Origin of the sequence: Fictibacillus sp. UD (genome assembly GCF_043558025.1) — a bacterium.
In the GTDB taxonomy this organism is placed as follows: Bacteria; Bacillota; Bacilli; order Bacillales; family Fictibacillaceae; genus Fictibacillus.
The window spans coordinates 213,338-237,144 of sequence record NZ_JARUHH010000002.1; the positions used below are offsets into that span (position 1 = coordinate 213,338).

Below are 23,807 nucleotides of genomic sequence, written 5' to 3' on the forward strand. Positions count from 1 at the left end.
AATAATAAAAATCTATATCTCAATATGCTACTATGAAAAAGAAAAATATTCCATAAGAATTGGGGATTTAGAGATGAACCTTGAAAATGAGATTCATGTCGTCGTGAAAGGTGTAATCGTATCAGAGGATAAAATGTTAATCGTAAAACGCTCAGCTGAAGACGAAATCGGTGCAGGAACATGGGAATTTCCAGGTGGGAAGATTAAGTTTGAAGAAGCGATTGAAGCTGCACTCATACGTGAAGTAAGTGAAGAAACTGGCCTTTCTGTAACGGTTGATCGTATATTGTACGCCACAACCTTTTTTACAAAAGCTACGAGAAAAGTAGTTTTAATGACGTATTTATGTCAGTCTCCTTCATCTGATGTCTTGTTGTCTAAAGAACATTCGGATTATATGTGGGCTTCAAAAGAAGAAGCTCTAAAAAGGCTTCCCACTGTTATGTTAGGTGAATTAGAAAAAGCACATTTCCTGGAATCTTTATCGGTTAAAGCATGAAAAAAAGGACTGAATTAAAAATTTCACTAGCGCTCTTAATCGTTTTTATCGTATTACACCTTTCCCCTCAACTTGCTTTACGTACACACGTGTTTGTTATGGGATATCCTATTAAAGCCATAGTTACTGAAATAGAAGAAGATAAACTGGTGAGTAAGGATGATCAGGAAGAATTTGAGCGAGCCAACAAGAAGGTTTATCTTTTAACAGATCCTCCAATTGAAAAAGCCACACAAGGTGAACTCAGAAGATATACGGTAAAGAAAGTATGGTTGTTTTATTTTGCTGAGTTTCTGGGTGAAGGATAATATGCAAAAAGTTGGTCCCTTTAGAGACCAACTTTCACTATTATATTTGCGACTCAAGTAATTCGGCTAGATAGATTGAACCAAAAAATGCTGCTAATATCATTGAAACACCCAGCCAGATCGGCAAATTTTTCTTATCAAGACCTATTTTATATAGTGCCCAGAGCAGAATACCTACTGTAACACCTGAGAATAAAGCATTTTCCCACACTTCCCAGGTATTTGGAATAAAAAATTTCATAATAGGACCAACCAGCATTATTAAAGCAAAGGTAATAGGGAAACGCAAAGTCATCGGTTAACGGCCTCCTTTTCACGCCCTTCTTTTAAAAGAAAAACAAACGTGTTTAAGGCAGATAACCCTACAATAGCCATCCACATATAAAATGAAACCTCGTCACCACCTAGGCCATAATCATCGACGATGTAACCTGAAGCGGTCAATGTAATCGTTGAAATGAGCAAACAAATAAATGTAATGCTGTAGAAACTGAATTGATTAAGAAGCTTATTCTTTCTCTGAATACTTACTGCTCCTAATACCAAGAAAAGTATAATAATAAATGCGATAAAAATCGGACGTAAGTAAATAAATTCTGGAAATGAATCATTCATGGTGTATCCCCCGTTATCTAATTTTGCTGTTTTCGTTATATAATTTGAGAAGTTCCTCAACGGGGATATTATCAATTTTCATACCTGTTATGTCACTTTTCTCAATCTCAACATTTCTGAGGTCACAGTTTGTTAGCTTTGAACCGTGCAGATCACATCGCTCGAAAGTTACAGGAGTATTTTGGTCACCAAGGTTAGTATCTGCAAAACGAACACCACCTAAAGTGACGTAAATCATTTCACTACCAGATAGATTTAAATCAGCAAAGAGCGTATTTCGGTAATTGATGTTTTGAAATTTAGAATGACTAAGATTGCAGTTACTTATATGGATGTGGCTTGCGTTGCTATTACTCACAGAACTGCCTTCTAAGGTAACTTGGTAATATTCTGATTGACTTAAGTTGCTGTTTTCATACTGCATGTTAGATAGATCTTTGTTTTTTACTAAACGATCCTGTTCACCAAAAGCTTCCAGTTGTTTAACATAACAAAACTCATCTTCACCTTCGAAACTAGTGACATAGCCCATCTTTTTATAAAAGTGATGATTGTTCAGCTGCCTGCTCGATGTTTCCAGATCCCAAGCTCTTATATGAGGAAACTCTTTTTCAATTAAGGTGATAACCGCTGACCCAATCCCCTTCCCTTGAAATGCTGGATCGACAAATATCCGATCAATTCTGCCGTATGATTTTCCTGAAACAGTTGCAATCAGTCCACCTACCAATAACCCACCGTACAGTACTTTGAAGTATTCCAATTCTCTAATCATGTACTTTGTCATTTCTATGGAAGAGTATCCCGGTGGTTGAATATTGTAGTCGGTGATATTTTGATCCTGTAGCCATTTTTCCGCTTCCTGATCAAACGTTTTTTTCATAATCGCTGTTAATTCATCAGCATTGTTAAGTATTGCTTTTTCTAGTGTGACTTGCTTCATGTAAGCGCTCTCCTTTTTATGTATAAAACATTTACTATTTTTTAAACGACAGTCCCTTTTCTTTGAGTGCATCTAGTAGCTGCCCCATTGCTTTTGGACCCATTCCATGTAGTTTCATAAGTTCTGTTTCAGTCCAACTAGTAAGCTGTTCAATTGTCGAGATGCCTGCAGATGCAAGGGCCCGTTGAGCGGGTTTTGCCAGTTTATTCGGAAGGTTTGTATTTTGGTAATTGGGCATGCCCTCACCTCTTTAACCATTTAGTTGTTTCGTATAATATAGATTCAAGTCATCATCAACAAACACATGAGTACCAGGCTGGACTTGCTCATAATTGTATTGAAGGCCATGACCATCAGGGATATAACCTTTCTTACAATACAAACGCTGCGCAGTCCCGTAATCACTAAACAATCCGACTCCAATTCCAACAGTATCATGTGTTTCAGAAATAGCTGCTTCTAGCTCATCTATTATACGTCCTGCAATACCTTTGTTTCTGAAAGCGGAAAAAACATTCAAGTCATTGATCTCTGGTATGTCATTTTTCTTAAAGTAAGGGTAATCAGACACTTTTTTCAAATGAGAGCATCCTGCTAAAATACCGTCATAATAAGCTAAAATGGTAATTCGCTCTCCACTGATATTTTCTTCATAACATTTCTCGAAATAACCTTTATCTCTAATAATCCCATGCATTGCAAAGACATTCTTAACTTCACTTATTAAAGATTCGTCATTTAAAAGTTGTAATTTAATTTTATCGTACATTCTCTCCACCCCAAACTAACAAATGCTTCTAATCATGTTTTAATTATCTACAAAAACCACATCGAAAAATAATTTCACGTTATTGGTATATGAACGATCTCAAATCCATTACGACTGCGCGGGCTGCAAATACTTCGTAAAATACGCACCTAACAGCAACAACCCTACTGTACTCCCCCAGCTCCAAATGCCAAGGAAATCAAACCAGTATGCGAGGAGATTCATTACAGCGACCAAAAAGAAACAGATCGATGTTAAAGCTGTCTTCAAACCGGTAATACCCTGTGCCTTACGCTGCCGAACTACATATATAATGGAGAAGATCAGGGATACCAGGACAAGAATAGATAATATGGATTCCATGTGTACTTCCCTCCCATTTACTATCTACTTAATAATACGACATAGAAAAACGAAATGTTTCAAAATTTTCCAAATGACAACTTTAGCCTCATATTTTCTTTTTATACCGATCGATTGAGCGCGCGATCCTACAATGCTTATTGCAACAACACTTCACCATTTTAAATCGTTAGACCTCAAGCCTCGTAAGCGTTTGTATCACATTTCCATCACACAAACCTCACAAAACGTTCACAAAACCCTTTTGTAATGTGTCCTCAGGTGTTCTATTATTTGTACTGGGAAAAGATTTAGTGCTTTAATAGAGGTGGATTTAAGGTTACACTATATGGATAATATAGAGAGAGAAATATTGTGAAGATGGTGTCTTATAGTATGGAGAGAAGTGTTAGTATAGAAAAACAAAAACGGTCAGAGGTCCTGTCACAAACGGTGAAAACAGGGATCATCAAATCGAACCTTGTTCCCATGTTTGCAGGACTTACGCTGGCTTTATATACGTACGATATTGATCCAGGCACGAAGATTCTAGATGTCTTATTTGTCTTGATCGGTACGATTTTAGTCATTGGTGCTGCTGGTACGTTTAACAACGTTTACGACCGGGACATCGATGCGATTATGGAACGAACAAAAGGAAGACCTACTGTTACGGGCGAGATCAACATAAAGTTTGCCCTAACTCTGGCAGCTGTGATGGCTGTGCTTGGAATTGTAGCGCTCGCATTCACAACACCACTTGCTGCAGTGCTAGGTTTTCTTGGTCTATTCTTTTACGTCGTTCCTTATACGATGTGGACGAAGCGTAGAACAATCTACAACACAGAAGTCGGCAGTATTTCTGGAGCCATGCCTCCTCTGATTGGGTGGGCGGCAATGACCGGAACTCTTGCACACCCTGCGATTGCGGCGTTATTCATCATCCAGGTGATTTGGCAGATGCCTCACTTTTATGCGATTGCGATCCGCCGTCACGATGAATACAAAGCGGCTCGAATTCCGATGCTGCCTGTTGTAAAAGGTGTAAAAAGAACGTACACGCAAACGAACATTTACCTAGTGCTTCTAAGTTTAACCAGCTTTCTGTTTCTGCCATTAAGCTTAGGCTTAACGCTAGTAGCACTGCTCATGAATGTCGGCTGGCTTGTACTAAGCATCTACGGATACAAGAAAAATAAAGATTCAGAGAAGTGGGCGAAACTGCTTTTCATCTATTCTCTGATTCACATGACAATCCTGTTTTCGACCGTTATCGTGTACTCGCTTGTTGGAATTTTTATATTGAAATAAAAAATGCTCCAGAGTTTTATTGCTCTGGGCATTTTTTTTAGTTCCTATTTATAGAGAATGTCATCTTTTAAAGTTGCGACTTTCGTTAGAGCTGTTTGGATATCATCTTCTGGTACTCCAAAGTGAGCAAGTGCGTCATGCAGATGGGTGGCAATGCTGTTAAAATGCTCGGGTTGCAAATTTAAGCCTTCATGCGCTTTTGCCATAGATTTACCACTATATTGCTTTGGACCGCCTAAAGCAAAACTAATTAATTTAGCTTGGTGGCTTTTTTGTTTTTCCATATCGGTATTTTCAAAGAAATGATTAACAGATTCATCTTTTAGAACGAGCTCATCATAAAAATAATCTACTACCTTCGTGACGGCTTCCTCGCCACCAACTTTTTCGTAAAGTGTTTGTTCCATAATCCTTTCTCCTTTACCTGTTTGTTAGTTTCCTTATTCAATCATAACCTAACTTTTTAAAAATGAATCCTTCAATAGTTGTATATCCTATAGTAAAAATCTCAAACTTTTGTTGTCACTACTCCATGAACGAAAAACAAACCCCGCTGAATCAAGTTCAGCGGGGTTTTTCTAACATTATTATTTATCTTTTTTCGTAGCAATGTATTGTTTAACCACTTCATACACGTAGTCTTGGTTCGCTGCTGCAGTTGTCGGATCGTATTTGCCACCGTTTGTTTTGTTGTTTGAAAGTACGCGGATCCCTAAGAACGAAACATCATACGCTTTAGAAATCTGTGCTGCTGACGCGCCTTCCATCTCTTCTACTGATGTTCCAAAGTTCTCGTGGAACCATTTGATACGGTCTACTTCATTGTTCCAAACATCCGCAGAACCGATCGTTCCCTCAACAACTTTCCCCTTCGTGTACTTGTCTTTTACCGCATGAGCCGCTGCTAGCAAACTTTCGTCTCCTTCAAAGTAACGAGCTTTCTCAGCATTCGGATCTTCCCCAGCACTGCCTTCAGATGCCATCAAGTCCATCGGAATCCAAGAAGTTGGATGGATACCTTCGTTCGCTTCTTTATGAGGTGTTTTTAATGAACCTAGATTTACTGTTCTTTTTCCAAGCACGATATCAAAAACGTTTAGACTTGGATCATGTCCACCAGATGTTCCTTGGTTGATGATGGCAATGGGCTTGTATTTTTCAATCGCAATGGCTGTTGCCGCTGCTGTGTTCTCCATTCCTTTACCCGTTTTTGCAACGATAACAGGATAGTTATCAAGCGTTCCTTTATAAAATTCAAAGTTCCCAGACTTTTCTTCTTTCACATTCTTTAGACGTTTTGCAAAATTCTCCGCTTCAATCGGCATCGGTCCTTGAATAATGATCGGTCTTTTCGCCTTTTCTTTTCCTGCTGCTGTTTGGTTAAAGTTAAACCCTGCTAGTGCTGATAAAAATAGTATCGCTGCGATCGCGAGCAAACCATATTTTTTCATTGTGTTCTCTCCCCCATGTGTAGTCGTTCACTCGAATATGATCAAACAAAAAAGGTCTAGAGTATGTAGAATGGCTTCTACCTCTAGACCATATGAGTCAAAGTATAGTAATTGAGCAGATGCCAAATCACAGAGTTGCTGAAATGGAAAACCCGATCATACAAATATACTTCAACTCGTAGTCCAGTTCTTTCATTGGGAACCGGGTAGAAACACTCAGACCTTATTACCGAGCATATACGAGTAATTCGTTTTTATGTAGTTCACTTTGATAATATAACAATATAAACAACAGTTTTCAACCAAAAACTTAACTATAATGATAAAAATCATTATAATGTTCGTTATTAACGAAAAATTCTACCGGCTACAAATACTCTCAGCTCCCAGAATGTGAGTTTTAAAAGCTTTTATCGAGAGTACAATAACAATATACTTTACTAAAACTAACTCTTATAAAAAGTGAGGATATTAATATGCACATTCATATAAAATCCAAAATAATAGTCTTTTTGTACTTTTAAACACCGTTTATTCTTTTTGGATTAATGGGGATAAAACTGCGAGAAAGTTTTCAAGTGAGTTTCAAACAACTAACAGCTGCGGATTACTTACAGATAACTGTGTTGCTGGTTGTAAAAACAATTTGTGCGATCGTTGTAATTAATACATATGTAAAGCATGAAGAAATGAACTCGCGTGAAAAGAATAGGTTGATTGCACTTGCTATTTTTAGTGCACTAACAAGAGCTTTTATCATTTCTATTATTTAACCTTCTAGCAATATCCGTTTTATGTAAGATCCCCTTTTAAAATGGAGTATATAAAAAGATCATCGAACTTCCCGCACGTATATTCATAGTGTCTAAGCAACCCTTCCTTCATAAAGCCAGTCTTCTCTACTAGCTTTTGAGAAGGGGCATTAGCAGGTTCAATGAGCGCTTCGATCCGTTCTAGCTGCAAGTGTTCAAATCCAAACTTTACGACAGCTTCTAACGCTTCCGCGGCTATTCCTTTTCCCCAGTAATGCTTACTCAGTTCAAATCCCACTTCAGCTCGAAAATGCTTAGGTGCCCTATTGAGGAAACCACAACTTCCGATCACATTACCGGAATTTCTTAACGTAATCCCCCATCTCATACCTGATCCTTCTTTTACAATGGATTGATACCACTGGATTTCACTATGAACGTCTTCAACAGTTTCGTAAGGTTCGAGTCCCATATGTTTTACTACATCAGGGTCAGACAAATAAGTAAGCATGTCTTCTGCATCTTCAAATGTTACTTCTCTTAAAATCAATCGTTCGGTTTCAATAATAGGAAACTCTTTTTGCATGAGTGTAACTCTCCTTTTGAGCATATTATTGTTTTATTCCAAAAGGTCATGTACTTATTTTGTAACACTTCCAAGCGGTATTTCCGATAAAACTCGGCTATTATAATAATACACTTATTTTGTTGGGGGCTTTACTTTGGAAACCAATCTTTTACAAGAAGCAACGGAATTCATTACTTCCTGCTACCAGGAGTTAAATAAAACACAAGAAGAAATAGAGAATAGAATAAACGAGATTACGAGCGAGATCCATGAACAAGGCACATACAAACACACAGCAGATGAAATAGAGTATGGCGCAAAAGTCGCTTGGCGAAACAGCAACCGCTGCATCGGAAGGCTGTTTTGGGACCAGATGCATACATTAGACAAACGATACTTGGAAACAGAAGAAGAAATCTTCCAAGCGATTATCGAGCACATGGAGTATGCAACGAATCATGGGCGCATTCGTCCAACCATCACGATTTTTTCACCAGAAACAGAGAATCAGCGAGTCCGCATCTGGAACCACCAGATGATTCGTTATGCAGGGTATGTTGTAGAAGATGGTATGATTGGTGATCCGGCATCCATCGATTTTACGAAAAAATGTATCGAGTTAGGGTGGGAACCCAAATACGGAAGGTTCGATATCCTTCCGATTGTGATACAAATAAACAACAACACACCTAAATTCTTTGAACTGCCAGCAACGGCAGCTCTTGAAGTAGAAATTCGTCATCCTGAATATGAGTGGTTCGAAGATCTGCAGCTCAAATGGTACGGTGTTCCTTTCATTTCTGATATGAAACTTGAAATTGGCGGCATTCACTATACGGCAGCACCCTTTAACGGATGGTACATGGGAACGGAAATTGGCGCTCGTAACTTAGCAGATGAAGACCGGTACAACATGTTGCCGCAGATCGCATCACTCATGGGGCTCGATACGAAAAGTTCCATCTCCCTTTGGAAAGATAAAGCACTCGTGGAACTGAATATTGCCGTGCTGCATTCGTTCAGAGAAGACGGCGTTAGTATCGTCGACCATCATACGGCAGCACAGCAGTTTAAGAAGTTTGAGGAAAAAGAATCAGAGAGCGGACGAAAAGTTACGGGGAACTGGGCCTGGCTTATTCCGCCAATGTCCCCGGCCACTACCCACATCTTCCATAAGCCTTATAAAAATGAAATCGTTAAGCCGAATTATTTTTATCAGCCTAAGCCTTACTGATAAAAGCTCACACGAAAACGTTCAGAAACTCTATCTGGACGTTTTTTTCATACCTTCCTCTTCTGCAAAATATACTTGCTATGAGGGTTTTGGGTTCGATGGAGGGAGCTGTTTGTAATGGCAATAAAACCACGTCAATTGCAGCGGGGTGACACGATCGGAATTGTAACATTAGGAAGCCCACTAGAAGCGAACATTATTAATGAAGGAATCTATACATTAAAAAACATGGGGTTTAAAGTCGTCATAGGCGATTATGTATATGCCGCTAACGGTTTTTTAGCAGGAACGCCGCAGCAGCAGGCAACAGATTTAATGAACATGTTTAAAAATCAGCAAGTGAAATTAATTCTGCCTACTAGAGGTGGTGTGGGAGTAGCGAGCATTCTCCCCTACCTGGACTTCAACATCATAAAGAATAATCCAAAGATCGTTTCAGGTTATAGTGATATTACCATTTTACTGAATGTCCTCTATCAATTTGCAGATCTTGTTACGTTTCAAAGCCTAATGCTTTTAGATTTCCGTCAAGGAACGCCACCTTACAACTATAACCAATTCTTCAATAGCATCACTCAATTAACAGCTCCGTGGTCCATTAACAATCCGCCAGGAATTCCCCTTGTAAGTAAAGTTCAGGGTAATGTTACGGGGCAGATTGTTGGCGGGAACCTTACATCATTTGTAGGCAGTTTAGGCACACCTTATGAAATTGACACGAAGGGAAAGATATTATTTCTTGAAGATACACATGAACCGGTTAATACGATTTTTCGATATTTGAATCACCTGAAGCTCGCAGGTAAATTTGATGATTGTATCGGAATCATTATGGGTGAATGTACGGAATGCCAACCGGCTTATGGGAAAACGTACGAAAATGTTATCGATGAACTCCTCGTTCCATTAGGAAAACCATTGATGACAAACCTTACAAGTTCACATGGCTTTTATAAAGTAGCAGTACCCCTCGGTGTAAATGTGACCATGAATACGTATAACCGCTTGCTCACTGTGATGGAGCCAGCAGTGAGTATATAGCAATTATGAGTGAAAGACAGGACTTACAGGAAAACGACCACAATTTTATGGTCGTTTTTAAAGTCCTGCAAGCTTTACTCTATATTTTAATCTTTACAAATTTCCGCTTACCTACTTGAACAATCATGCCTTTCTCCACTTGAATCAGCAGATTCGTATCTTCCACTTTTTCACCATTAATTTTAACACCACGGTTGCCAATCATTCTGCGAGCCTCACTTTTTGACGGAAGCATCTCAAGCTCAACAATCAGGTCAATAACAGATACTTTCTCTGCACCCTCCCACTCCATCACTGGAATCTCATCAGGCAGGGTTCCTTGCTGAAACACGTTAATAAACTGCTGTTCTGCCGCATCTGCTGCTTTCTCCCCATGGTACATCTTCACAATTGTTTTGGCTAAAAGCATTTTTGCATCGCGAGGGTGTATTTTTTCATTCTCGATATCATCTTTCAAACGCTGGAGGTCTTCAGGCGTAAAATTCGTTACAAGTTCAAAGTACTTTGTCATGAGTGAATCTGGTATCGACATCGACTTGCCGTACATTTCTTGCGGCGCTTCATCGATTCCAATGTAGTTCTTTTTAGACTTCGACATCTTTTCAACGCCATCTAATCCTTCTAAGAGAGGCATCAACATCGCAACTTGTTTTTCTTTGCCGAACTTTTCTTGGTAGTGTCTTCCCATTAAAATGTTAAACTGCTGATCCGTTCCGCCAAGCTCGATATCACACTCGAGCATAACGGAATCGTATCCTTGCATAAGCGGGTAAAAGAACTCATGCAGGGAGATCGGCTTTCCTGTTGATATCCGCTTTTCAAAATCATCACGCTCCAAAAGCCGTGCCACTGTTATTTTTCCTGCAAGGTTAATAACATCCTCAAAGTCAAGCTGTGATAGCCATTTCGAGTTGTAATGAAGTTCAACCTTTTCCATGTCCACGATTTTACCGAACTGCTCGAAGTATGTTTTCGCGTTATGCTCCACTTCTTCTGTTGTAAGCTGTTTACGCGCAATAGACTTTCCTGTCGGATCGCCAATCTTTCCGGTAAAATCACCAATGATAAGCTGGATGATATGGCCGTTCTCTTGAAACTGTCTGAGTTTATTCAGTACAACCGTATGACCGAGATGTACATCTGGCGCTGACGGATCTAGACCGAGCTTTATTTTTAACGGGCGATTTTCAAGAATCGATTTCGCCACTTTTGTTTCTAAATCTTCAGCAGGAATAATCTCCTGAACACCTTGGCTATAGAGCGCCATCTGCCTCTTCACTTCATTTCTTTGATTCTCTGTTAGCTGTTCCATAACCTGACTCATCAGTTTTCCTCCTTTAATTTAAAAAGCTGTTTATGAGAGCTTCGTTGCTCTGTAAAGGGATAAATATCCGTTTCAAGCTGCAACATTTTTTTGTAAAAGAGCCAAAGTAACATATATTAGTGCAATTTCTGCTCTCATAATGTGCGTTCACATATACCTGTCGAGGTATTGTCGCAATTAATTCAAGAAATTACGGTCTTTTTTCGGCGAGTTATGGACTTTATTCAGCGAGTTATGGCTATAATTCGGCGAGTTTTGCACATATATCGGCGAGATTACATAAATCGACAAATCCGGACTACCCCTATACCCCCACCTTTACAATTTATAACTCAATTGCTTCAGGCCAGGTTCATGCAATTTTTTAAAAATAAAAAAAGACCACATCCCTAAAACTAAGGGACGTGGTCTAACTTTTACACGCGGTACCACCCTAATTGAAGAACGTAACATTCTTCCGCTTAAAAAAATAACGGTTTCCCGTCCTTTGCATCTGACCCGAACAGTCAAAAACAAAGAAAGCTCCTGGAAATGTAATTCACATGATCTTTGTGCCGGTTCGCACCATCCACCGGCTCTCTGATTACAGGGAGATCATTGCTACTGCGTTTCCTGTCATAGCATTTTTATATAAAATTAGAAATTATTTTCTCGGATGACTCGTCTAAGCAAGCCTGATATTACTTTTTGCTCTTCAACTGACAATGAAGATACCACTTCAACTTCACCTTGATGAAACTGAGGATACAGCTCCTCCATCACTTTTCTGCCTTGATCGGTCAGCACCACACACGTGATGCGCCTGTCGCGATTATCTACTTTTCGATAGCAAAGCTGTTTTCTTTCTAATGTATTCGTAATGTTGCTGATCGTTGCTTTCGAAACACCAGCTGACATTGCGAGCTTTTTCGTCTCGACCGATTCCCAGATCCAAAGGTCATACAAAATGGAAAAAGACGTCCACGATAGACCGTGTTTTGCTAAAACTTCCCGCTCCATCTTATTCCGCAATCCTTGTGCCGCTCGGTAGAGATTAGTTACGACAGTTATAGCGTCCAAGTGGAGTGACTCGATGGGCGCCTTCGCTAATTTGTTGATGGTATCCTTTTCTTCCGGCAATAATTCACCGAACTCATCAAAAGAATAGATGCTAACCACTCCTTAAAGTTTTCATAATCGTTAGCGTTGAAACGATATTAACAAAGTTACATGGTAAATGCAAGATTGTTTTTTTAGATTCTCTTTTGTTAAGTTGTCCGTTTTGTATTGTCACCATTATGATGTGGTTTTCCATACTTCACTAAAACATGCCAAAGCAATTTCAATTCCTGAAGGACTTCACTATTTGTTCCTCGGTCGCTCCAAGCGTCGGGATTTCTCTTCAAATCCATTACGGCACTACCAACAACACTGGCATCAATCAAATTATTTTTTGCAATCCGTTTGGCTAAAGAAGGCATAGTCGGACCTCTAAAATCAGGCGGTACTTCGTCTGCCGTTAGCTCGAATCCCATATGCCAATAGAGATCGATTGCGTATTTTGAACAAAGTTGTTCCAGTGTTTTTCCAACCCTCGTTTCCTTGAAAGATGGATCTGCAACAAGAACTTCAACATCTTCCTTTAAAGAAATGTCACCATGAACTTGAGCTTCAATATAATGATTAAGATTACGAATCACCTGTTGCTTGGATGGATCAAGTACTGCCTTATCTAGGTTGGATAGAAGATGATTGATTAGTTTTCCTGGTGTAAGATTCCTTTCACCAATGGCAAAATCCCTTGTGAAAATCTCTGCCAGCAAAGCCGACAAAATCATATCAAACTCAGTCAGCGTTCCCTTTTCTACAGGATCTTGATGAGAATCTAAATACGTGAACGTTGAGCGTTTGGAGACTCCAGGAGAAAGCAGAAAATAACACGAACCAAAACGAGGAGCTGGACCGTCTGGATGCAGCATCAGATTCAAAGCGCCATATTTCGGACGATGGCTGTTGGTCGTTCCTTCCAATTGATACGCTCCTCCAAAAATTCTTTCTTCCCACGTATCACGCAATCCGCCAGGGTATGCTGAAACGCTTCCGTTCGAAAGCAGTGTTTCAAACTGACTTTTATAAACTCCGTCGAGCAGTATGGCTTCGGCAACCATTTTCAAACTTGAGTTTGGCCGATCTGGATGAAAGTGCAGAGCGATTCTTGCATTCTTTTTTATTTTCAAAACAGCGTCTTCATATAATTGGACTGGGATATTCGCCATTTTTAGAATGTGTCTGATTGACTCACATGCCTCATCTTTATGGTTTATTGCATATTCCTCAAAGAACTGGATAGCTGCATTTTGCGAACGAGATAGTTTCATAAACAACGGTTCTCCTTTAATGATTTATACAGCTATTCGTCACCGCTTTGTTATATCCTTCGATTTTTTTAAAAAGGAATAGGGCGAATTCTGGAACGAATATATTCAAGATAAGGAGTGATAAAACATGGAAAAGGCAAGAAAGCGAAGTATGACGAGAACAAGAAGCTTTCGTACTCCAAAGACAATTACTCTTATAACGATGCTTTTTCTAATGATTGTTGCGGTGGTTAGTTTATTTTTGTCGAATTCTATATATCATGAGCACCTCGTATTGTCTGAAGGCCTTTACTGGCTAGGAGGGTCGATCTTTTCACTTTTTATGTCCATCTTCCTAGTTCATTATAAGATGGAGAAAGTGATTGAAAAGATTTTCGTTCCTTTACTGATTGCTGGTACGCTCATATGTTCAATTGTTTTTGCCCATAGCGCTGTTCAGCTTTTTAGAGATAAAACAGCTTATGATCATGAGAAATTTCAAAGTGTTGAAGGGATTCCCTCTAAAATTACGTACGATGGTTCGAAAAACGGCAGAGATTTTGTGGCAACCATTACAATACAGGGAACAACTCTTCATTTTGCTCAACAATCTATTCTAAGATCCAGTTTTATAGAGAAGTATAAAAATAAACCTCTAAAGCTAGCCTACCTGCCTAGAAGCAAGTATGCAGTAGCAATAGAGGTATTAAGTGAGCAACAATAGAGAATTAAGCCCTTACTCGATTTACAGAAATTAACATCAAGAAAGAAATTCCAACAACACTTGCTACCCACATCCAGGCAAGATCCATGTTACCAGAGTCAATCGCTATGTAGATTGCGGTAGATACCGTTTGCGTTTTTCCAGGAATATTCCCCGCAAACATGAGAGTTGCACCGAACTCTCCCAAAGCTCGGGCAAAACTTAAAATGGCACCGGATATGATGGCCCTAAGTGCTAAAGGAATGGATATCCTCATAAAAACATGCCATTCATTCGCTCCATCTACACGTGCCGCATTTTCAATATCTCCGTCAATGGACTCGAAACCCGATTTTGCCGATTGATACATGAGAGGAAATGCAACAACCGAAGACGCGATTACTGCGGCCCACCATGAAAACATGATCGGCTGGTGAAATAACCATTGTATGAGTTGCCCGACTGGACCATTTCTCCCGAATAAAACAATCAGAAGAAAACCAACGACCGTAGGCGGCAGCACTAATGGCAGTAAAAAGAACGTTTCAACAACAGATTTCCCTTTAAATTTTTTGTGAGCCATCATCCGTCCAAAAAATAAACCTGCAGCGATTACGAGGATTGCCGCAACTAGTGCAATTCCTAACGACAGTTTGACTGGTGACCAAAAGTCGATCGCCATCTAATTTTCTACCTGCTTAAATCCATTGTCTTCAAAGGTTTTGATCGACTCTTCTTTTTTCAGGAATTCATAAAACTCCTTGGCTTCTTTCTGGTGTGAGCTGTCTTTAATAACACCAACGGGGTAGACGATAGGTGAATGTGTTTGCTCGTTTGCGGTTGCTGCAATTCTTACTTTATCCGAGATCACGGCATCTGTTTTATAAACGATTCCAGCGTCTACGTTTCCCGTTTCTACATAGGTTAATACTTGACGCACATCTTTTGCATAGACCATTTTCTTTTCGGTCTCGTTCCATAGATTTAAGTTTTCAAGTGTTTCTTTCGCGTACGTTCCAGCTGGCACAGACTCTGGCGTTCCGATTGATATTCGGTTGGCTTTCGGTAAATCCTCAAACCTGTTTATTTTTGAGTTGGTTGAAACGATTAGCACCAATTCGTTACGCAAAAGATCTGTTCCTGAGTTTTCTTCGATGAATCCCTCTTTTACAAGTTCATCATATTTATCTTCTGCGGCTGAGAAGAACAGATCAACAGGTGCACCTTGTGCGATCTGCTGTTGCAGTGCTCCTGACGCTCCAAAGTTATATGTAATCTTTACATTCGGATGTTCTTTTTCATAGACAGCGGCGACTTCATTTAACACATCCTGCAAACTAGCTGCGGCTGATATGGTAAGTTCCACTCTGTCTTGAGATTTTTGTTTGTTCAATTGATCTTGCCCCTGTCCTCCGCATGCCGTTAAAAATACGATGAGCATCGTTAGGCAAATCATCATATGATACCTTCTTCTCACTTCATTTCTTCCTTCCACAGCAATGTCTGATTACATTTGATTATAGCAAAGCATTAGCGGAAACTCTTCTATTGTACTTGCTTTCATTTTTGTAAAGTGACTTTCAAATAAAAGAAGCCGCCATTAAGGAGGATTCTCCTTCGTGACAGCTTCTTCTTCGCTTACTCTGTTACTGCAAGTACAGACCCTTTATACTCTTTGTCGATAAAGTCTGTGATCTCTTTTGAGTGAAGCACTTCTAGCAATGTTTTGATTGCTTTTTTATCTTTGTCTCCTTCACGAACCGTGATGATGTTCGCAAATGGTGATTCAGACCCTTCTAGTGCGATAGAATCTTTTTTCGGATTCAGATCAGCATCAATCGCAAAGTTTGTGTTGATTACAATCGCATCGCCTTCATCGTGTTCATATGCCTTCGTTAAAAGGCCTGGGTCAATGTCTGCCACAAATTCTAAGTTCTTCGGATTTTCTACAATATCACTTAGCTGCGCTTCATAGCCTTTTCCTTCTTTTAGCTTGATTAGTCCTTCTGCTTCAAAAATGGAAAGAATTCGACCGTGCTCAGCTACTGAGTTACTTAAGATAATTTTCGCGCCTTTCGGAAGATCCTTTAATGACTTATGTCTTTTCGAATAAACTCCCATAGGCTCGAGATGAACCGCACCTGCGTTTTCAAACTTGTACTTTGGATTGTCCTTCACTTGCTGTGTTAAATATGGAATATGCTGAAAGTAGTTCGCATCGATTTCTTTTTCATAAAGTGATTTATTCGGCAGAATGTAGTCTTGGAATTTAACGATTTCTAAGTCAATTCCTTTTTCTTTCAAAAGTGGTTTTGCTTCTTCTAAGATTTCAGCATGCGGTACGTTCGATGCCCCAACGACGAGCTTTTCGGTTTTCTCCCCGCCATTTGCTGCTGATGATCCACAAGCTGTTAACACAAACACTGCCAAACTTGCGAGTAAAACTTGAATGATTCTTTTCATGATCTAATCCCCTATCCTCTAGTTCTCTATATTTTTGTTTGATAAAAACTCTTCAAGAGGCAGCATGCAAAAAGCCTTCTGAGCTCATAAAAGAGACAGAAGGCTTCTCGAAAAAAGATCCGATTTCCTCTCATCTCTCAGCGTGACCGCTGTTAGATTTAGCACCGTTTCCATACTGACTATTCAGTACGAATGGTTGCCGGGTTTCATAGGGCTAATTCCCTCCACCTGCTCTTAATAAGAGTGTTCATATCAAATTACTTTGTATTATTACAGGAAATCCATGTAATGTCAAACACTTTTTTCGAATTATTCTGAACTCCTTGTGTTTCTTAATTCTGTCGTTGCAGCAATGGCAACACTCACCTTTTCTCTTAAGGGAGATAAAACCGACAACCTCGCACACAAAGAATATTATTAAATCCAGAGGAAATGCTAGGAAAATAACTTACTTCAAAAACGAGTGGGTGCCACACGTGAACTTTTTTAAGAAAAAGAAAAAACAGCCCGAACCAAAACAGACCAATAATCGAGATTCTTTAACCTTTCAAGAGTTGATGCAAAAATTAAGTGCTTCTGCCGACTTTTCAACCGTTAAACAATCATCTGCGAGCACATTTTATATCTCATATTTTAAAACTCTCGTAAACCCGGAATTTGTTCACCGTGATTTATTGCCTTATATCACAGATCTTCCCCTAAAAAATCTGGATGATGTACAGAAACACTTGCCTTTAGATGGCATAGTAAAAACGAAAGATGTTCGCGATATCGCAAACAAGGTAACAGAAGGCTTTATTCTTTTACAGATGAATAAAGAGGATACAGAATGTCTGATGATACCCAGTCTTTCAACAGAGAATAGGCAAATCTCGATTCCAGAAACCGAGTTCAGCGTAGTTGGTCCTAAAGAAGCATTCGTAGAATCACTCGATACGAACTTGAACCTCATACGAAAAAGACTGCCGATTCCAGAGTTTATAGTTAAAGAGGTGCGCGTTGGTAAACTCACGAAAACAAGAGTTGCCATTATCTACATAGATGGAATCGCTGATCCTGAAAACGTAAATACGGCGATCCAACGAGTCAATGATATTGAATATGATCATGTTGTAGACAGCTCTTATATCAACCAAATGATTTCTGACAATGGAAACTCACCTTTTCCACAGCTGATTGACACTGAACGTCCTGACCGTGTGGCGAGTGTATTGGCGGAAGGAAAAGTTGCCATTATGGCGGACGGTTCACCACATGCACTGACAGGACCAACAACAATCGTTGAGTTTTTCTCAGCCTTTGAAGACTACTTCCTAAACTGGGTTTTAGCTTCTGCTTTTCGTTTGATCCGTTTGATGGCAGTCATGTTTTCCGTGTTATCCACACCACTTTATGTCGCGGTTTTAACGTTTCATTATGAGATGATTCCTGAAAATCTGTTGGCGACACTTGTCGCGTCACGAAATGATATTCCTTTTCCGCCTATCCTTGAGGCAATGGTATTAGAACTTTCAATCGAGCTGCTGCGCGAGGCAGGAGCGAGACTGCCAACTAAAGTCGGTCAGACGATCGGGATCGTAGGCGGTATTGTTATTGGAACGGCCGCTGTTCAAGCTGGACTCACAAGCAATGTTCTCTTGATCATTGTCGCGTTAGCCGCGCTCGCATCTTTTACAACACCTGTTTATCAGATGAGTAACACGATCCGTCTGCTGCGCTTTCCCTTTTTATTGTTTGCACAATTTTTAGGTGTTCTTGGTGTAACAATTTGCTTTGCTTTCATCTTATCTCATCTGTTGAAGTTAACGTCACTTGGCAGACCATATATTGCGCCGCTTTATCCGCTGCGTATGAACGATTTGAAAGATGCCCTCATTCGTATGCCGTTCAGTTCGCAATACAACCGTCCAGTCTCATTAAGACCTAGCGATAAAAAAAGGATGAATAAGAAGCGCTCAAATGAAAAGCATGATATAGAGGACTAAAAAAGAGGGGTATGTATGTCTCAGATTAGTGAAAACAAACAGATATCACCCTATATGGTTTTTTACATGGTCACGACGATGCAGGTTGGTGTTGGTATCCTCGGATTCGAACGGTACATCGCAAAATCTGCAGGTCATGACGCTTGGATCGCAGTAGTGCTTGGAGGCCTATCATTCAACATAATCATTTGGATGATTTATCGCATTCTTTTAAAAGAGAATACCGATATAGTTGGCGTTCATCGCAATTTGTTTGGAAGATGGGTTGGCGGTCTGTTAAGTTTACTCTTGCTGCTGTATTTCATCTCGACAGTTATAACCGTTTTAAGAACCTATATCGAAGTGATTCAAATCTGGATGTTCCCAGAGCTCGGGACAGGGGTAATCGCCATCCTCTTTTTGGTGCTTGCCTATTCATTTGTAGTCGGAGGCATACGAGCTGTTGCTGGATTAGCAGTATTAGGATTTTTCATAACACTGCCTCTATTTTTATTAAAATATTACGCTCTTAAAGATGCTCATTATACAAATCTTTTGCCTATTTTTGACCATTCAATCACTGAGATCTTAGCGGCAACGAAAGGCGTTACACTTAATTACTTAGGATTTGAATTGATCTTACTGTACCTGCCGTTTCTGAAACAACCGGAAAAGTCTCAAAAATGGGCACACTTTGGCAATCTTTTTACGATATTCACCTACTTTATCACCATATTCGTTTCGTTTGTTTATTACAACCAAGAGCAGCTGCAGCACACAATCTGGGCAACACTCACTCTTTGGAAAATCGTGGACCTGCCTTTTGCACAGCGTTTCGAATACGCAGGAATCGCACTCTGGCTTTTCGTTATCTTGCCTAACCTATGCATCGGGTTGTGGTCTGTCAGCCGCGGCCTGCACCGGTTATATAAAATCAAGCAAAAAAGTGCGTTACGAGCATTACTTTTGGTCGTCTTTGTTTCATGTATCCTTGTCATCGATCGGCAGCAGGTAGACATCCTGAACAGCAGTGTTTCTAACATTGGCTTTTACATTCTGTACTTCTACATTCCGTTCCTTTTTGTGATCCAGCTTATTTTGACAAAAGTGAGGAAAACAAAACATGGTTAGAAAATATTTTGTCATCATCATTTCAGTATCCTTACTCACCGGTTGTTTTCCGAGTAAAAGAATTTTAGAAGACATCCAGCTCGTATCAGCGGTCGGCTATGATTATCACTCTAAAAACAAAGTTGAATTAAACGCGATGGTCGCCATTCCTCAAAGTGGAGAAGATGTACCGCCTATCTCTCAAGTGTTTACTACAATAACACATACGAGTAAAATGGCGAGAGCTCTCGAACAAGCCGAATCGCCAAAGCCTTTTCAAGTCGGCCGTTTAGAGGTTGCCTTGTATGATAATCGTTTAGCGGAAAAAGGCATCTATAAATTGGTTGATACCCTGCAGCGTGATCCTGCTTTAGGACGTGATCTATACTTGTCTGTCGTTCAGGGAAGTACGAAACCGCTGTTGGATCAGAAGTACCCACTTAGTGAAACACCTTCTAAATATCTGTTTCAGCTTTTACAGCAAAATATGCGTTCTAATATCCCAGACTCCAATCTTCATCGCTTTTTGTACACCTTTTACGGAAAAGGAATGGATCCTAACTTGCCGTTATTAGAAAAACAAGGAGATCGCATCAGGGTGAAAGGAACCGCAATCTTAAAAGATGATAAGATGGTCGGGCAACTTAACCTTGAAGAATCCTTTATGCTTAAATTGCTAATGGAATCGTTTGAACGAGGGATTTATGAAGTGAAATTTACCAAAGATCGTTTCTTCACCATCCAAAACATCTCATCAAAAGCAGAGTACCATATTAAGAATGTCAAACAGTCTCCTGCAATCGACATCGTGGTTAAAATTAAAGGGCGTATAAGTGAAGCACCGAAAATCCCTGTCAGTAAACCACCTCTTGTCGAACAGCTTGAACGGGCAACTGAAAAAGAAATGAGTGAAAAAATTAACAAAGTGGCTGATAAGCTCCAAAAGTGGAAAGTAGACCCCATCGGCTTAGGCGATCTGGCGCGGAGCCGAACGAGAGGATTTAATTTTAAACAGTGGGAAAAGCAGTATCCAGAGATTCCGATCAACGTAAAAGTAGATGTGGAGATCGTTCAAGCTGGAATTACGGAGTAGAATGTTGACTGAGATTGTATGATGATTTATACCGCTTCGTCCTCGTTATTTAGGACGATGGCAATTGTTGATTCGTGTCGAAAAACGGATAAATTATTTTATACGCGGATATATTGAGGCTATCCGCGGAATTATTTATTCTATCCCCGGAATTATTTCTATTTACCTTGGAAATAAGTTGAGGGAGAGCAAGTGTAAATATATGTGTTCGTTTAAAACGAACATTTCCTCAAAGTGTTTTTTTCGAGCGTACAATAATGGACTAAAAAAGAAGCAATCACTCTAAAATGCGCATCATCAGAGTGAAAGCTTCTTTTTTACATCAATTTATAATAAAACGGAGGTTAAGCCCCTCCATTCACGCCACCTGCACTGGATTGTTTGCATTTTTCAATCGCGTTAACGCCCATAACAACGGCGATCAGTTCTTCTGTTCGCAATACATCCGAATGATTCATTAATTCATATGCTGCTGATTGAAAGAAGCCGCTTACTTTTTTGAAGGTTGCCACTTCCGCCTTATTATCATCAAGGATGGTGTATTCTTTTGAAAAGGCAGGGGACTCAATTTCGTACGTATGGTCATTGGTTGAGTATCGATAACGCTTTGAGAAAAATGCAAATGAAGACTTCACCTCACCCAATTCCGTCCCATCAGCCTGGGTGATGATCCATCTGCTCGAAAAAAACGGAAAGGCACCTTCAACAACAACCTCTCCTTTTTCATTCTCTACATTCACACTTGAAGAGAATGCACTTTTCAAATCAAGTTCACCTAGCTTTTCTTGGGAACCATTATAAATATCTGTTCTCCCTGAAGAGAAAAATGAATCATTGAAATACACACACTTCTCCATACGTACCCCCCCTTGTTAACATATATGAACAACGTCATTATTTTATTTAGGCTGATTTGGTAAAAATTTTGTTGCTTATGAAAGAGATTGATTTTCGTTACAAGATGCTCGCTTTTTTTGTAAAAGTTAGCGTTTTATAGCATCCACAATCAGTGAAGGAAACTTGAGACTTCCCCCCTGATTTCTGGGATCGTAGAGTTTTGAGCGAAAAATCACACCGTCTTTTCCGTCCCAGTCATGATCATGAAAATCACCATGCTCATCAAAGTATTCCAGCAACTGAACATCAAACCCCGCTTCGTCAAATAGCTTTTGTAGGGTATTGTAGTTATGGACGATCTTATGGCTGCTAGCAGGATGATCAAGGGGTCCAGGACCACCAACTTGTACCATGCTCTGATACTCATCATCTCGAAAAAAACCGTCAGGGACCGCACAGCGAATGTAGCCAGATGGTTTCAAAAAGTCATAACAAATTTTAGCAGCCTGTACTCCCTCTTCGAATGTCAGATGCTCCCATACGTGCTCTGCGAGAATGGCAGAGATTGAATTTCTCTCAAACCTCTCCTCCCACTTGCTCCTATCCAGCAGATTCAGTTCCTCTTCCTGTGTGTGAAGCCAGCCTGGATTGTTATTGTAAACGCCAGCACCAATCACAATTTTAATAGGTTGTGTAGTCGTCATCGAGATTTCCCACCTCCACAGCTTGCTGCTGTTCTGTTAATCTCGTCACAAAGGCACGTTGTACAAATTCTGGCTTGCTGGCATAGATTTTTATCACTTCTTTTATTTCTTCTGGCCGATAAAACTCGTTTTTATTGTTTGCGAGAGATGGATAGCCTGATCCGCGCTGCAAATAATCAGAGGTTGCCACCGTGTACCATTTTTCCTCTTCAAGCGGAGTGTCACCCAATTTAATCTCAAGAACTCGTCCGCCATCATGTACGACTGTCGCACCTGAGACATGAAGTCCTCCTACGTATTTCCCGCGAAAACCAGGCCCCCTGCCATCAAGCAAACAATGCTGTACGTCAAGTGACTGCTGGATCGCCATCCAAATGTACTTGCCTTGGATCTCGAATGAAGTTGGGTTAAGTGGTGAAGGACACACTTCAATTAACTTTTTATCGGAAACGTATTGAAAGACACCAGCGTTTACGATTCCACTGTTGATGAGACCTAAGTCAGTGTTCATCATGTCCTTCAACCCATCTGCGATTAAGTTGGTGATCGGATTCTCGGCTATCACATCGTGCCAAAGGGGCTGGTCCACAGCATAAAGAGGCTTTCTCAACTTCTCGATCGCTTTTTCTCTATTTACTTCTAAAATTTTTGTAATCTCTTTGTCTGCTTCAATATCCTTCGTGCTGAAGACCGCAGAATGAAGAAGCTTCTTACTTTCCCCGTCCACTTCAATCTCCAGCACGCCAATGTGCTCGCCATAGTTCCCTGCGCTCACGATGAATGTTTCATTCACAATTTCCGCTTCAGAAAACAGTTGGTGGTCATGGGAAGAGACAATAACATCAATGCCTTGAATTTCTTTAGCGAGATCGATATCTGCCACCGTTCCAACATGGTTAAGCAAGATGCACAAATCATAGTTCCCTCGGTTTTTCTCCATTTCATTTGCGATCGCAATAATATAATTCTCATTATGTACGCCGAGTCCTTCGTTAAATGCGCCAAGATCAGGCGATGCACCTGTAATCAAGATACGCAGTCCATTTTTATGTAAAATAACACTTTGATGAACACCCTGAATTTTTGTCGTATCCCTTTTGAAAAGATTGTTGCTGATAAACGGAACGGAGCTTTTCGTGGCCATATGCTGAAGCGTATCCACACCGTTAAACATCTCGTTATTGCCCACGGTTATCGCGTCATAGCCAACAGCCTCTAATAATTCAACAGCTGCAATCCCTCTTGTCCCCTGCAGTTCAATACTTTTAAAATCCGCAAAATCCCCAGCTTCAAGCAGAAGGGTATGCTCGTCTTTATGTTGCTTAATAAGAGTTACGGCTTTTGCAAAGTTATCGAAATTACTGTGCAGATCGTTCGTATGTATGATTTTAAGTTTCATTGTTTTTCTGTTCCCCCAAAATGTGAAATGGATCGTTCTCC

The 23,807-nt window shown here is 40.0% G+C and carries 28 protein-coding genes, 2 riboswitches and 1 other annotated feature; of the genes, 10 read left to right on the top strand and 18 right to left on the bottom strand.

Annotated elements, in window-relative coordinates; genetic code table 11:
* Positions 1–73: 73 nt before the first annotated feature.
* Entirely contained in the window at positions 74–499 is a 426-nt protein-coding gene (locus P8610_RS04675) for an NUDIX hydrolase (RefSeq protein WP_394603290.1), read from the top strand.
* Entirely contained in the window at positions 496–807 is a 312-nt protein-coding gene (locus P8610_RS04680) for a hypothetical protein (protein WP_394603291.1), read from the top strand. The genes P8610_RS04675 and P8610_RS04680 overlap by 4 nt, the downstream gene beginning before the upstream one ends.
* A 40-nt stretch (positions 808–847) precedes the next feature.
* Here the strand turns inward: P8610_RS04680 and P8610_RS04685 are convergent, their stop codons facing one another.
* The 6 genes from P8610_RS04685 to P8610_RS04710 all read right to left on the bottom strand — a co-directional run bounded on the left by P8610_RS04685 (position 848) and on the right by P8610_RS04710 (position 3,497).
* Complete coding sequence (locus P8610_RS04685) at positions 848–1,102, bottom strand: hypothetical protein (protein ID WP_394603292.1); 255 nt, start codon at positions 1,100–1,102, stop codon at positions 848–850.
* Positions 1,099–1,422: a hypothetical protein gene (locus P8610_RS04690; protein WP_289496251.1), complete on the bottom strand. Its 324-nt coding sequence runs from the start codon at positions 1,420–1,422 to the stop codon at positions 1,099–1,101. Before P8610_RS04690 ends, P8610_RS04685 begins: the two co-directional genes overlap by 4 nt.
* Before the next feature lie 13 nt (positions 1,423–1,435).
* Entirely contained in the window at positions 1,436–2,365 is a 930-nt protein-coding gene (locus P8610_RS04695) for a GNAT family N-acetyltransferase (RefSeq protein WP_394603293.1), read from the bottom strand.
* A 34-nt stretch (positions 2,366–2,399) separates the two neighbouring features.
* Complete coding sequence (locus P8610_RS04700) at positions 2,400–2,603, bottom strand: helix-hairpin-helix domain-containing protein (RefSeq protein ID WP_289496253.1); 204 nt, start codon at positions 2,601–2,603, stop codon at positions 2,400–2,402.
* A 12-nt stretch (positions 2,604–2,615) separates the two neighbouring features.
* The gene (locus tag P8610_RS04705; RefSeq protein ID WP_289496254.1) at positions 2,616–3,134 is read right to left on the bottom strand and encodes a GNAT family N-acetyltransferase; all 519 of its coding nucleotides are present in this window, start codon (positions 3,132–3,134) and stop codon (positions 2,616–2,618) included.
* A 108-nt stretch (positions 3,135–3,242) separates the two neighbouring features.
* Positions 3,243–3,497 carry a hypothetical protein gene (locus P8610_RS04710; protein WP_394603294.1) on the bottom strand — a complete coding sequence of 85 codons (255 nt, stop codon included), beginning with the start codon at positions 3,495–3,497 and terminating at the stop codon, positions 3,243–3,245.
* Positions 3,498–3,872: 375 nt separating this feature from the next.
* Here P8610_RS04710 and cyoE point away from each other — a divergent pair, with 375 nt between their 5' ends.
* Entirely contained in the window at positions 3,873–4,787 is a 915-nt protein-coding gene (gene cyoE, locus P8610_RS04715; RefSeq protein ID WP_394603295.1) for a heme o synthase, read from the top strand.
* A gap of 44 nt (positions 4,788–4,831) precedes the next feature.
* On the opposite strand, the gene P8610_RS04720 is transcribed toward cyoE, so the two are convergent.
* Together P8610_RS04720 and P8610_RS04725 are read right to left on the bottom strand one after the other, a co-directional pair.
* Entirely contained in the window at positions 4,832–5,194 is a 363-nt protein-coding gene (locus P8610_RS04720; RefSeq protein ID WP_394603296.1) for a group I truncated hemoglobin, read from the bottom strand.
* Between the two features lie 180 nt (positions 5,195–5,374).
* Complete coding sequence (locus P8610_RS04725; protein WP_394603297.1) at positions 5,375–6,238, bottom strand: 5'-methylthioadenosine/S-adenosylhomocysteine nucleosidase; 864 nt, start codon at positions 6,236–6,238, stop codon at positions 5,375–5,377.
* Between the two features lie 159 nt (positions 6,239–6,397).
* A riboswitch (purine riboswitch) is annotated at positions 6,398–6,501 on the bottom strand.
* 315 nt (positions 6,502–6,816) lie between these two features.
* Between P8610_RS04725 and P8610_RS04730 the strand changes: the two genes are divergently transcribed.
* Positions 6,817–7,011, top strand: coding sequence for a hypothetical protein (locus tag P8610_RS04730; RefSeq protein WP_394603298.1), 195 nt, complete (start codon positions 6,817–6,819; stop codon positions 7,009–7,011).
* A 19-nt stretch (positions 7,012–7,030) separates the two neighbouring features.
* Here P8610_RS04730 and P8610_RS04735 read toward each other — a convergent pair whose 3' ends face one another.
* The gene (locus P8610_RS04735; RefSeq protein WP_394603299.1) at positions 7,031–7,576 is read right to left on the bottom strand and encodes a GNAT family N-acetyltransferase; all 546 of its coding nucleotides are present in this window, start codon (positions 7,574–7,576) and stop codon (positions 7,031–7,033) included.
* 136 nt (positions 7,577–7,712) lie between these two features.
* Between P8610_RS04735 and P8610_RS04740 the strand changes: the two genes are divergently transcribed.
* Positions 7,713–8,792, top strand: a complete 1,080-nt coding sequence (locus tag P8610_RS04740; RefSeq protein ID WP_394603300.1) for a nitric oxide synthase oxygenase — start codon at positions 7,713–7,715, stop codon at positions 8,790–8,792.
* A gap of 117 nt (positions 8,793–8,909) precedes the next feature.
* Positions 8,910–9,833: a S66 peptidase family protein gene (locus tag P8610_RS04745; protein ID WP_394603301.1), complete on the top strand. Its 924-nt coding sequence runs from the start codon at positions 8,910–8,912 to the stop codon at positions 9,831–9,833.
* A 79-nt stretch (positions 9,834–9,912) separates the two neighbouring features.
* Here the strand turns inward: P8610_RS04745 and tyrS are convergent, their stop codons facing one another.
* From tyrS to P8610_RS04760, 3 genes are all read right to left on the bottom strand, one after another.
* Positions 9,913–11,160, bottom strand: coding sequence for a tyrosine--tRNA ligase (gene tyrS, locus P8610_RS04750; RefSeq protein ID WP_394603601.1), 1,248 nt, complete (start codon positions 11,158–11,160; stop codon positions 9,913–9,915).
* Positions 11,161–11,552: 392 nt separating this feature from the next.
* Positions 11,553–11,785, bottom strand: a binding site (T-box leader).
* Between the two features lie 8 nt (positions 11,786–11,793).
* Positions 11,794–12,306, bottom strand: a complete 513-nt coding sequence (locus P8610_RS04755; protein ID WP_289497663.1) for a MarR family transcriptional regulator — start codon at positions 12,304–12,306, stop codon at positions 11,794–11,796.
* A gap of 98 nt (positions 12,307–12,404) precedes the next feature.
* Positions 12,405–13,514, bottom strand: coding sequence for a DUF3626 domain-containing protein (locus tag P8610_RS04760; RefSeq protein WP_394603302.1), 1,110 nt, complete (start codon positions 13,512–13,514; stop codon positions 12,405–12,407).
* A gap of 127 nt (positions 13,515–13,641) precedes the next feature.
* Between P8610_RS04760 and P8610_RS04765 the strand changes: the two genes are divergently transcribed.
* Positions 13,642–14,217, top strand: coding sequence for a hypothetical protein (locus P8610_RS04765; protein ID WP_394603303.1), 576 nt, complete (start codon positions 13,642–13,644; stop codon positions 14,215–14,217).
* A 4-nt stretch (positions 14,218–14,221) separates the two neighbouring features.
* Here the strand turns inward: P8610_RS04765 and modB are convergent, their stop codons facing one another.
* From modB to P8610_RS04780, 3 genes are all read right to left on the bottom strand, one after another.
* On the bottom strand, positions 14,222–14,878 hold the full coding sequence (gene modB, locus P8610_RS04770; protein WP_394603304.1) for a molybdate ABC transporter permease subunit: 657 nt from the start codon (positions 14,876–14,878) through the stop codon (positions 14,222–14,224).
* Positions 14,879–15,673, bottom strand: coding sequence for a molybdate ABC transporter substrate-binding protein (gene modA / locus P8610_RS04775; RefSeq protein ID WP_394603305.1), 795 nt, complete (start codon positions 15,671–15,673; stop codon positions 14,879–14,881).
* A 161-nt stretch (positions 15,674–15,834) separates the two neighbouring features.
* The gene (locus P8610_RS04780) at positions 15,835–16,659 is read right to left on the bottom strand and encodes a MetQ/NlpA family ABC transporter substrate-binding protein (protein ID WP_394603306.1); all 825 of its coding nucleotides are present in this window, start codon (positions 16,657–16,659) and stop codon (positions 15,835–15,837) included.
* A gap of 127 nt (positions 16,660–16,786) precedes the next feature.
* Positions 16,787–16,903: riboswitch (SAM riboswitch) on the bottom strand.
* Positions 16,904–17,135: 232 nt separating this feature from the next.
* Here P8610_RS04780 and P8610_RS04785 point away from each other — a divergent pair.
* Genes P8610_RS04785 through P8610_RS04795 form a run of 3 tightly spaced genes read left to right on the top strand, consistent with a single transcriptional unit; the run spans position 17,136 to position 20,826 of the window.
* Entirely contained in the window at positions 17,136–18,644 is a 1,509-nt protein-coding gene (locus P8610_RS04785) for a spore germination protein (RefSeq protein WP_394603307.1), read from the top strand.
* A 15-nt stretch (positions 18,645–18,659) separates the two neighbouring features.
* Positions 18,660–19,754, top strand: coding sequence for a GerAB/ArcD/ProY family transporter (locus P8610_RS04790; protein WP_394603308.1), 1,095 nt, complete (start codon positions 18,660–18,662; stop codon positions 19,752–19,754).
* Positions 19,747–20,826 (top strand): Ger(x)C family spore germination protein, encoded by a 1,080-nt coding sequence (locus P8610_RS04795; RefSeq protein ID WP_394603309.1) that lies wholly within the window; start codon positions 19,747–19,749, stop codon positions 20,824–20,826. Before P8610_RS04790 ends, P8610_RS04795 begins: the two co-directional genes overlap by 8 nt.
* A gap of 344 nt (positions 20,827–21,170) precedes the next feature.
* On the opposite strand, the gene P8610_RS04800 is transcribed toward P8610_RS04795, so the two are convergent.
* From P8610_RS04800 to P8610_RS04810, 3 genes are all read right to left on the bottom strand, one after another.
* Positions 21,171–21,683 carry a hypothetical protein gene (locus P8610_RS04800; protein ID WP_394603310.1) on the bottom strand — a complete coding sequence of 171 codons (513 nt, stop codon included), beginning with the start codon at positions 21,681–21,683 and terminating at the stop codon, positions 21,171–21,173.
* Between the two features lie 126 nt (positions 21,684–21,809).
* The gene (locus tag P8610_RS04805; protein ID WP_394603311.1) at positions 21,810–22,367 is read right to left on the bottom strand and encodes a class I SAM-dependent methyltransferase; all 558 of its coding nucleotides are present in this window, start codon (positions 22,365–22,367) and stop codon (positions 21,810–21,812) included.
* On the bottom strand, positions 22,345–23,766 hold the full coding sequence (locus P8610_RS04810) for a bifunctional metallophosphatase/5'-nucleotidase (RefSeq protein WP_394603312.1): 1,422 nt from the start codon (positions 23,764–23,766) through the stop codon (positions 22,345–22,347). The genes P8610_RS04805 and P8610_RS04810 overlap by 23 nt, the downstream gene beginning before the upstream one ends.
* Between the last annotated feature and the right edge of the window lie 41 nt (positions 23,767–23,807).

Coding starts and splice junctions, on each gene's coding strand:
- P8610_RS04675 (WP_394603290.1), top strand. CDS start 74: ATGAACCTTGAAAATGAGATTCATGTCGTCGTGAAAGGTGTAATCGTA.
- P8610_RS04680 (WP_394603291.1), top strand. CDS start 496: ATGAAAAAAAGGACTGAATTAAAAATTTCACTAGCGCTCTTAATCGTT.
- P8610_RS04685 (WP_394603292.1), bottom strand. CDS start 1,102: ATGACTTTGCGTTTCCCTATTACCTTTGCTTTAATAATGCTGGTTGGT.
- P8610_RS04690 (WP_289496251.1), bottom strand. CDS start 1,422: ATGAATGATTCATTTCCAGAATTTATTTACTTACGTCCGATTTTTATC.
- P8610_RS04695 (WP_394603293.1), bottom strand. CDS start 2,365: ATGAAGCAAGTCACACTAGAAAAAGCAATACTTAACAATGCTGATGAA.
- P8610_RS04700 (WP_289496253.1), bottom strand. CDS start 2,603: ATGCCCAATTACCAAAATACAAACCTTCCGAATAAACTGGCAAAACCC.
- P8610_RS04705 (WP_289496254.1), bottom strand. CDS start 3,134: ATGTACGATAAAATTAAATTACAACTTTTAAATGACGAATCTTTAATA.
- P8610_RS04710 (WP_394603294.1), bottom strand. CDS start 3,497: ATGGAATCCATATTATCTATTCTTGTCCTGGTATCCCTGATCTTCTCC.
- cyoE (WP_394603295.1), top strand. CDS start 3,873: ATGGAGAGAAGTGTTAGTATAGAAAAACAAAAACGGTCAGAGGTCCTG.
- P8610_RS04720 (WP_394603296.1), bottom strand. CDS start 5,194: ATGGAACAAACACTTTACGAAAAAGTTGGTGGCGAGGAAGCCGTCACG.
- P8610_RS04725 (WP_394603297.1), bottom strand. CDS start 6,238: ATGAAAAAATATGGTTTGCTCGCGATCGCAGCGATACTATTTTTATCA.
- P8610_RS04735 (WP_394603299.1), bottom strand. CDS start 7,576: ATGCAAAAAGAGTTTCCTATTATTGAAACCGAACGATTGATTTTAAGA.
- P8610_RS04745 (WP_394603301.1), top strand. CDS start 8,910: ATGGCAATAAAACCACGTCAATTGCAGCGGGGTGACACGATCGGAATT.
- P8610_RS04760 (WP_394603302.1), bottom strand. CDS start 13,514: ATGAAACTATCTCGTTCGCAAAATGCAGCTATCCAGTTCTTTGAGGAA.
- P8610_RS04765 (WP_394603303.1), top strand. CDS start 13,642: ATGGAAAAGGCAAGAAAGCGAAGTATGACGAGAACAAGAAGCTTTCGT.
- modB (WP_394603304.1), bottom strand. CDS start 14,878: ATGGCGATCGACTTTTGGTCACCAGTCAAACTGTCGTTAGGAATTGCA.
- P8610_RS04780 (WP_394603306.1), bottom strand. CDS start 16,659: ATGAAAAGAATCATTCAAGTTTTACTCGCAAGTTTGGCAGTGTTTGTG.
- P8610_RS04790 (WP_394603308.1), top strand. CDS start 18,660: ATGTCTCAGATTAGTGAAAACAAACAGATATCACCCTATATGGTTTTT.
- P8610_RS04795 (WP_394603309.1), top strand. CDS start 19,747: ATGGTTAGAAAATATTTTGTCATCATCATTTCAGTATCCTTACTCACC.
- P8610_RS04800 (WP_394603310.1), bottom strand. CDS start 21,683: ATGGAGAAGTGTGTGTATTTCAATGATTCATTTTTCTCTTCAGGGAGA.
- P8610_RS04805 (WP_394603311.1), bottom strand. CDS start 22,367: ATGACGACTACACAACCTATTAAAATTGTGATTGGTGCTGGCGTTTAC.
- P8610_RS04810 (WP_394603312.1), bottom strand. CDS start 23,766: ATGAAACTTAAAATCATACATACGAACGATCTGCACAGTAATTTCGAT.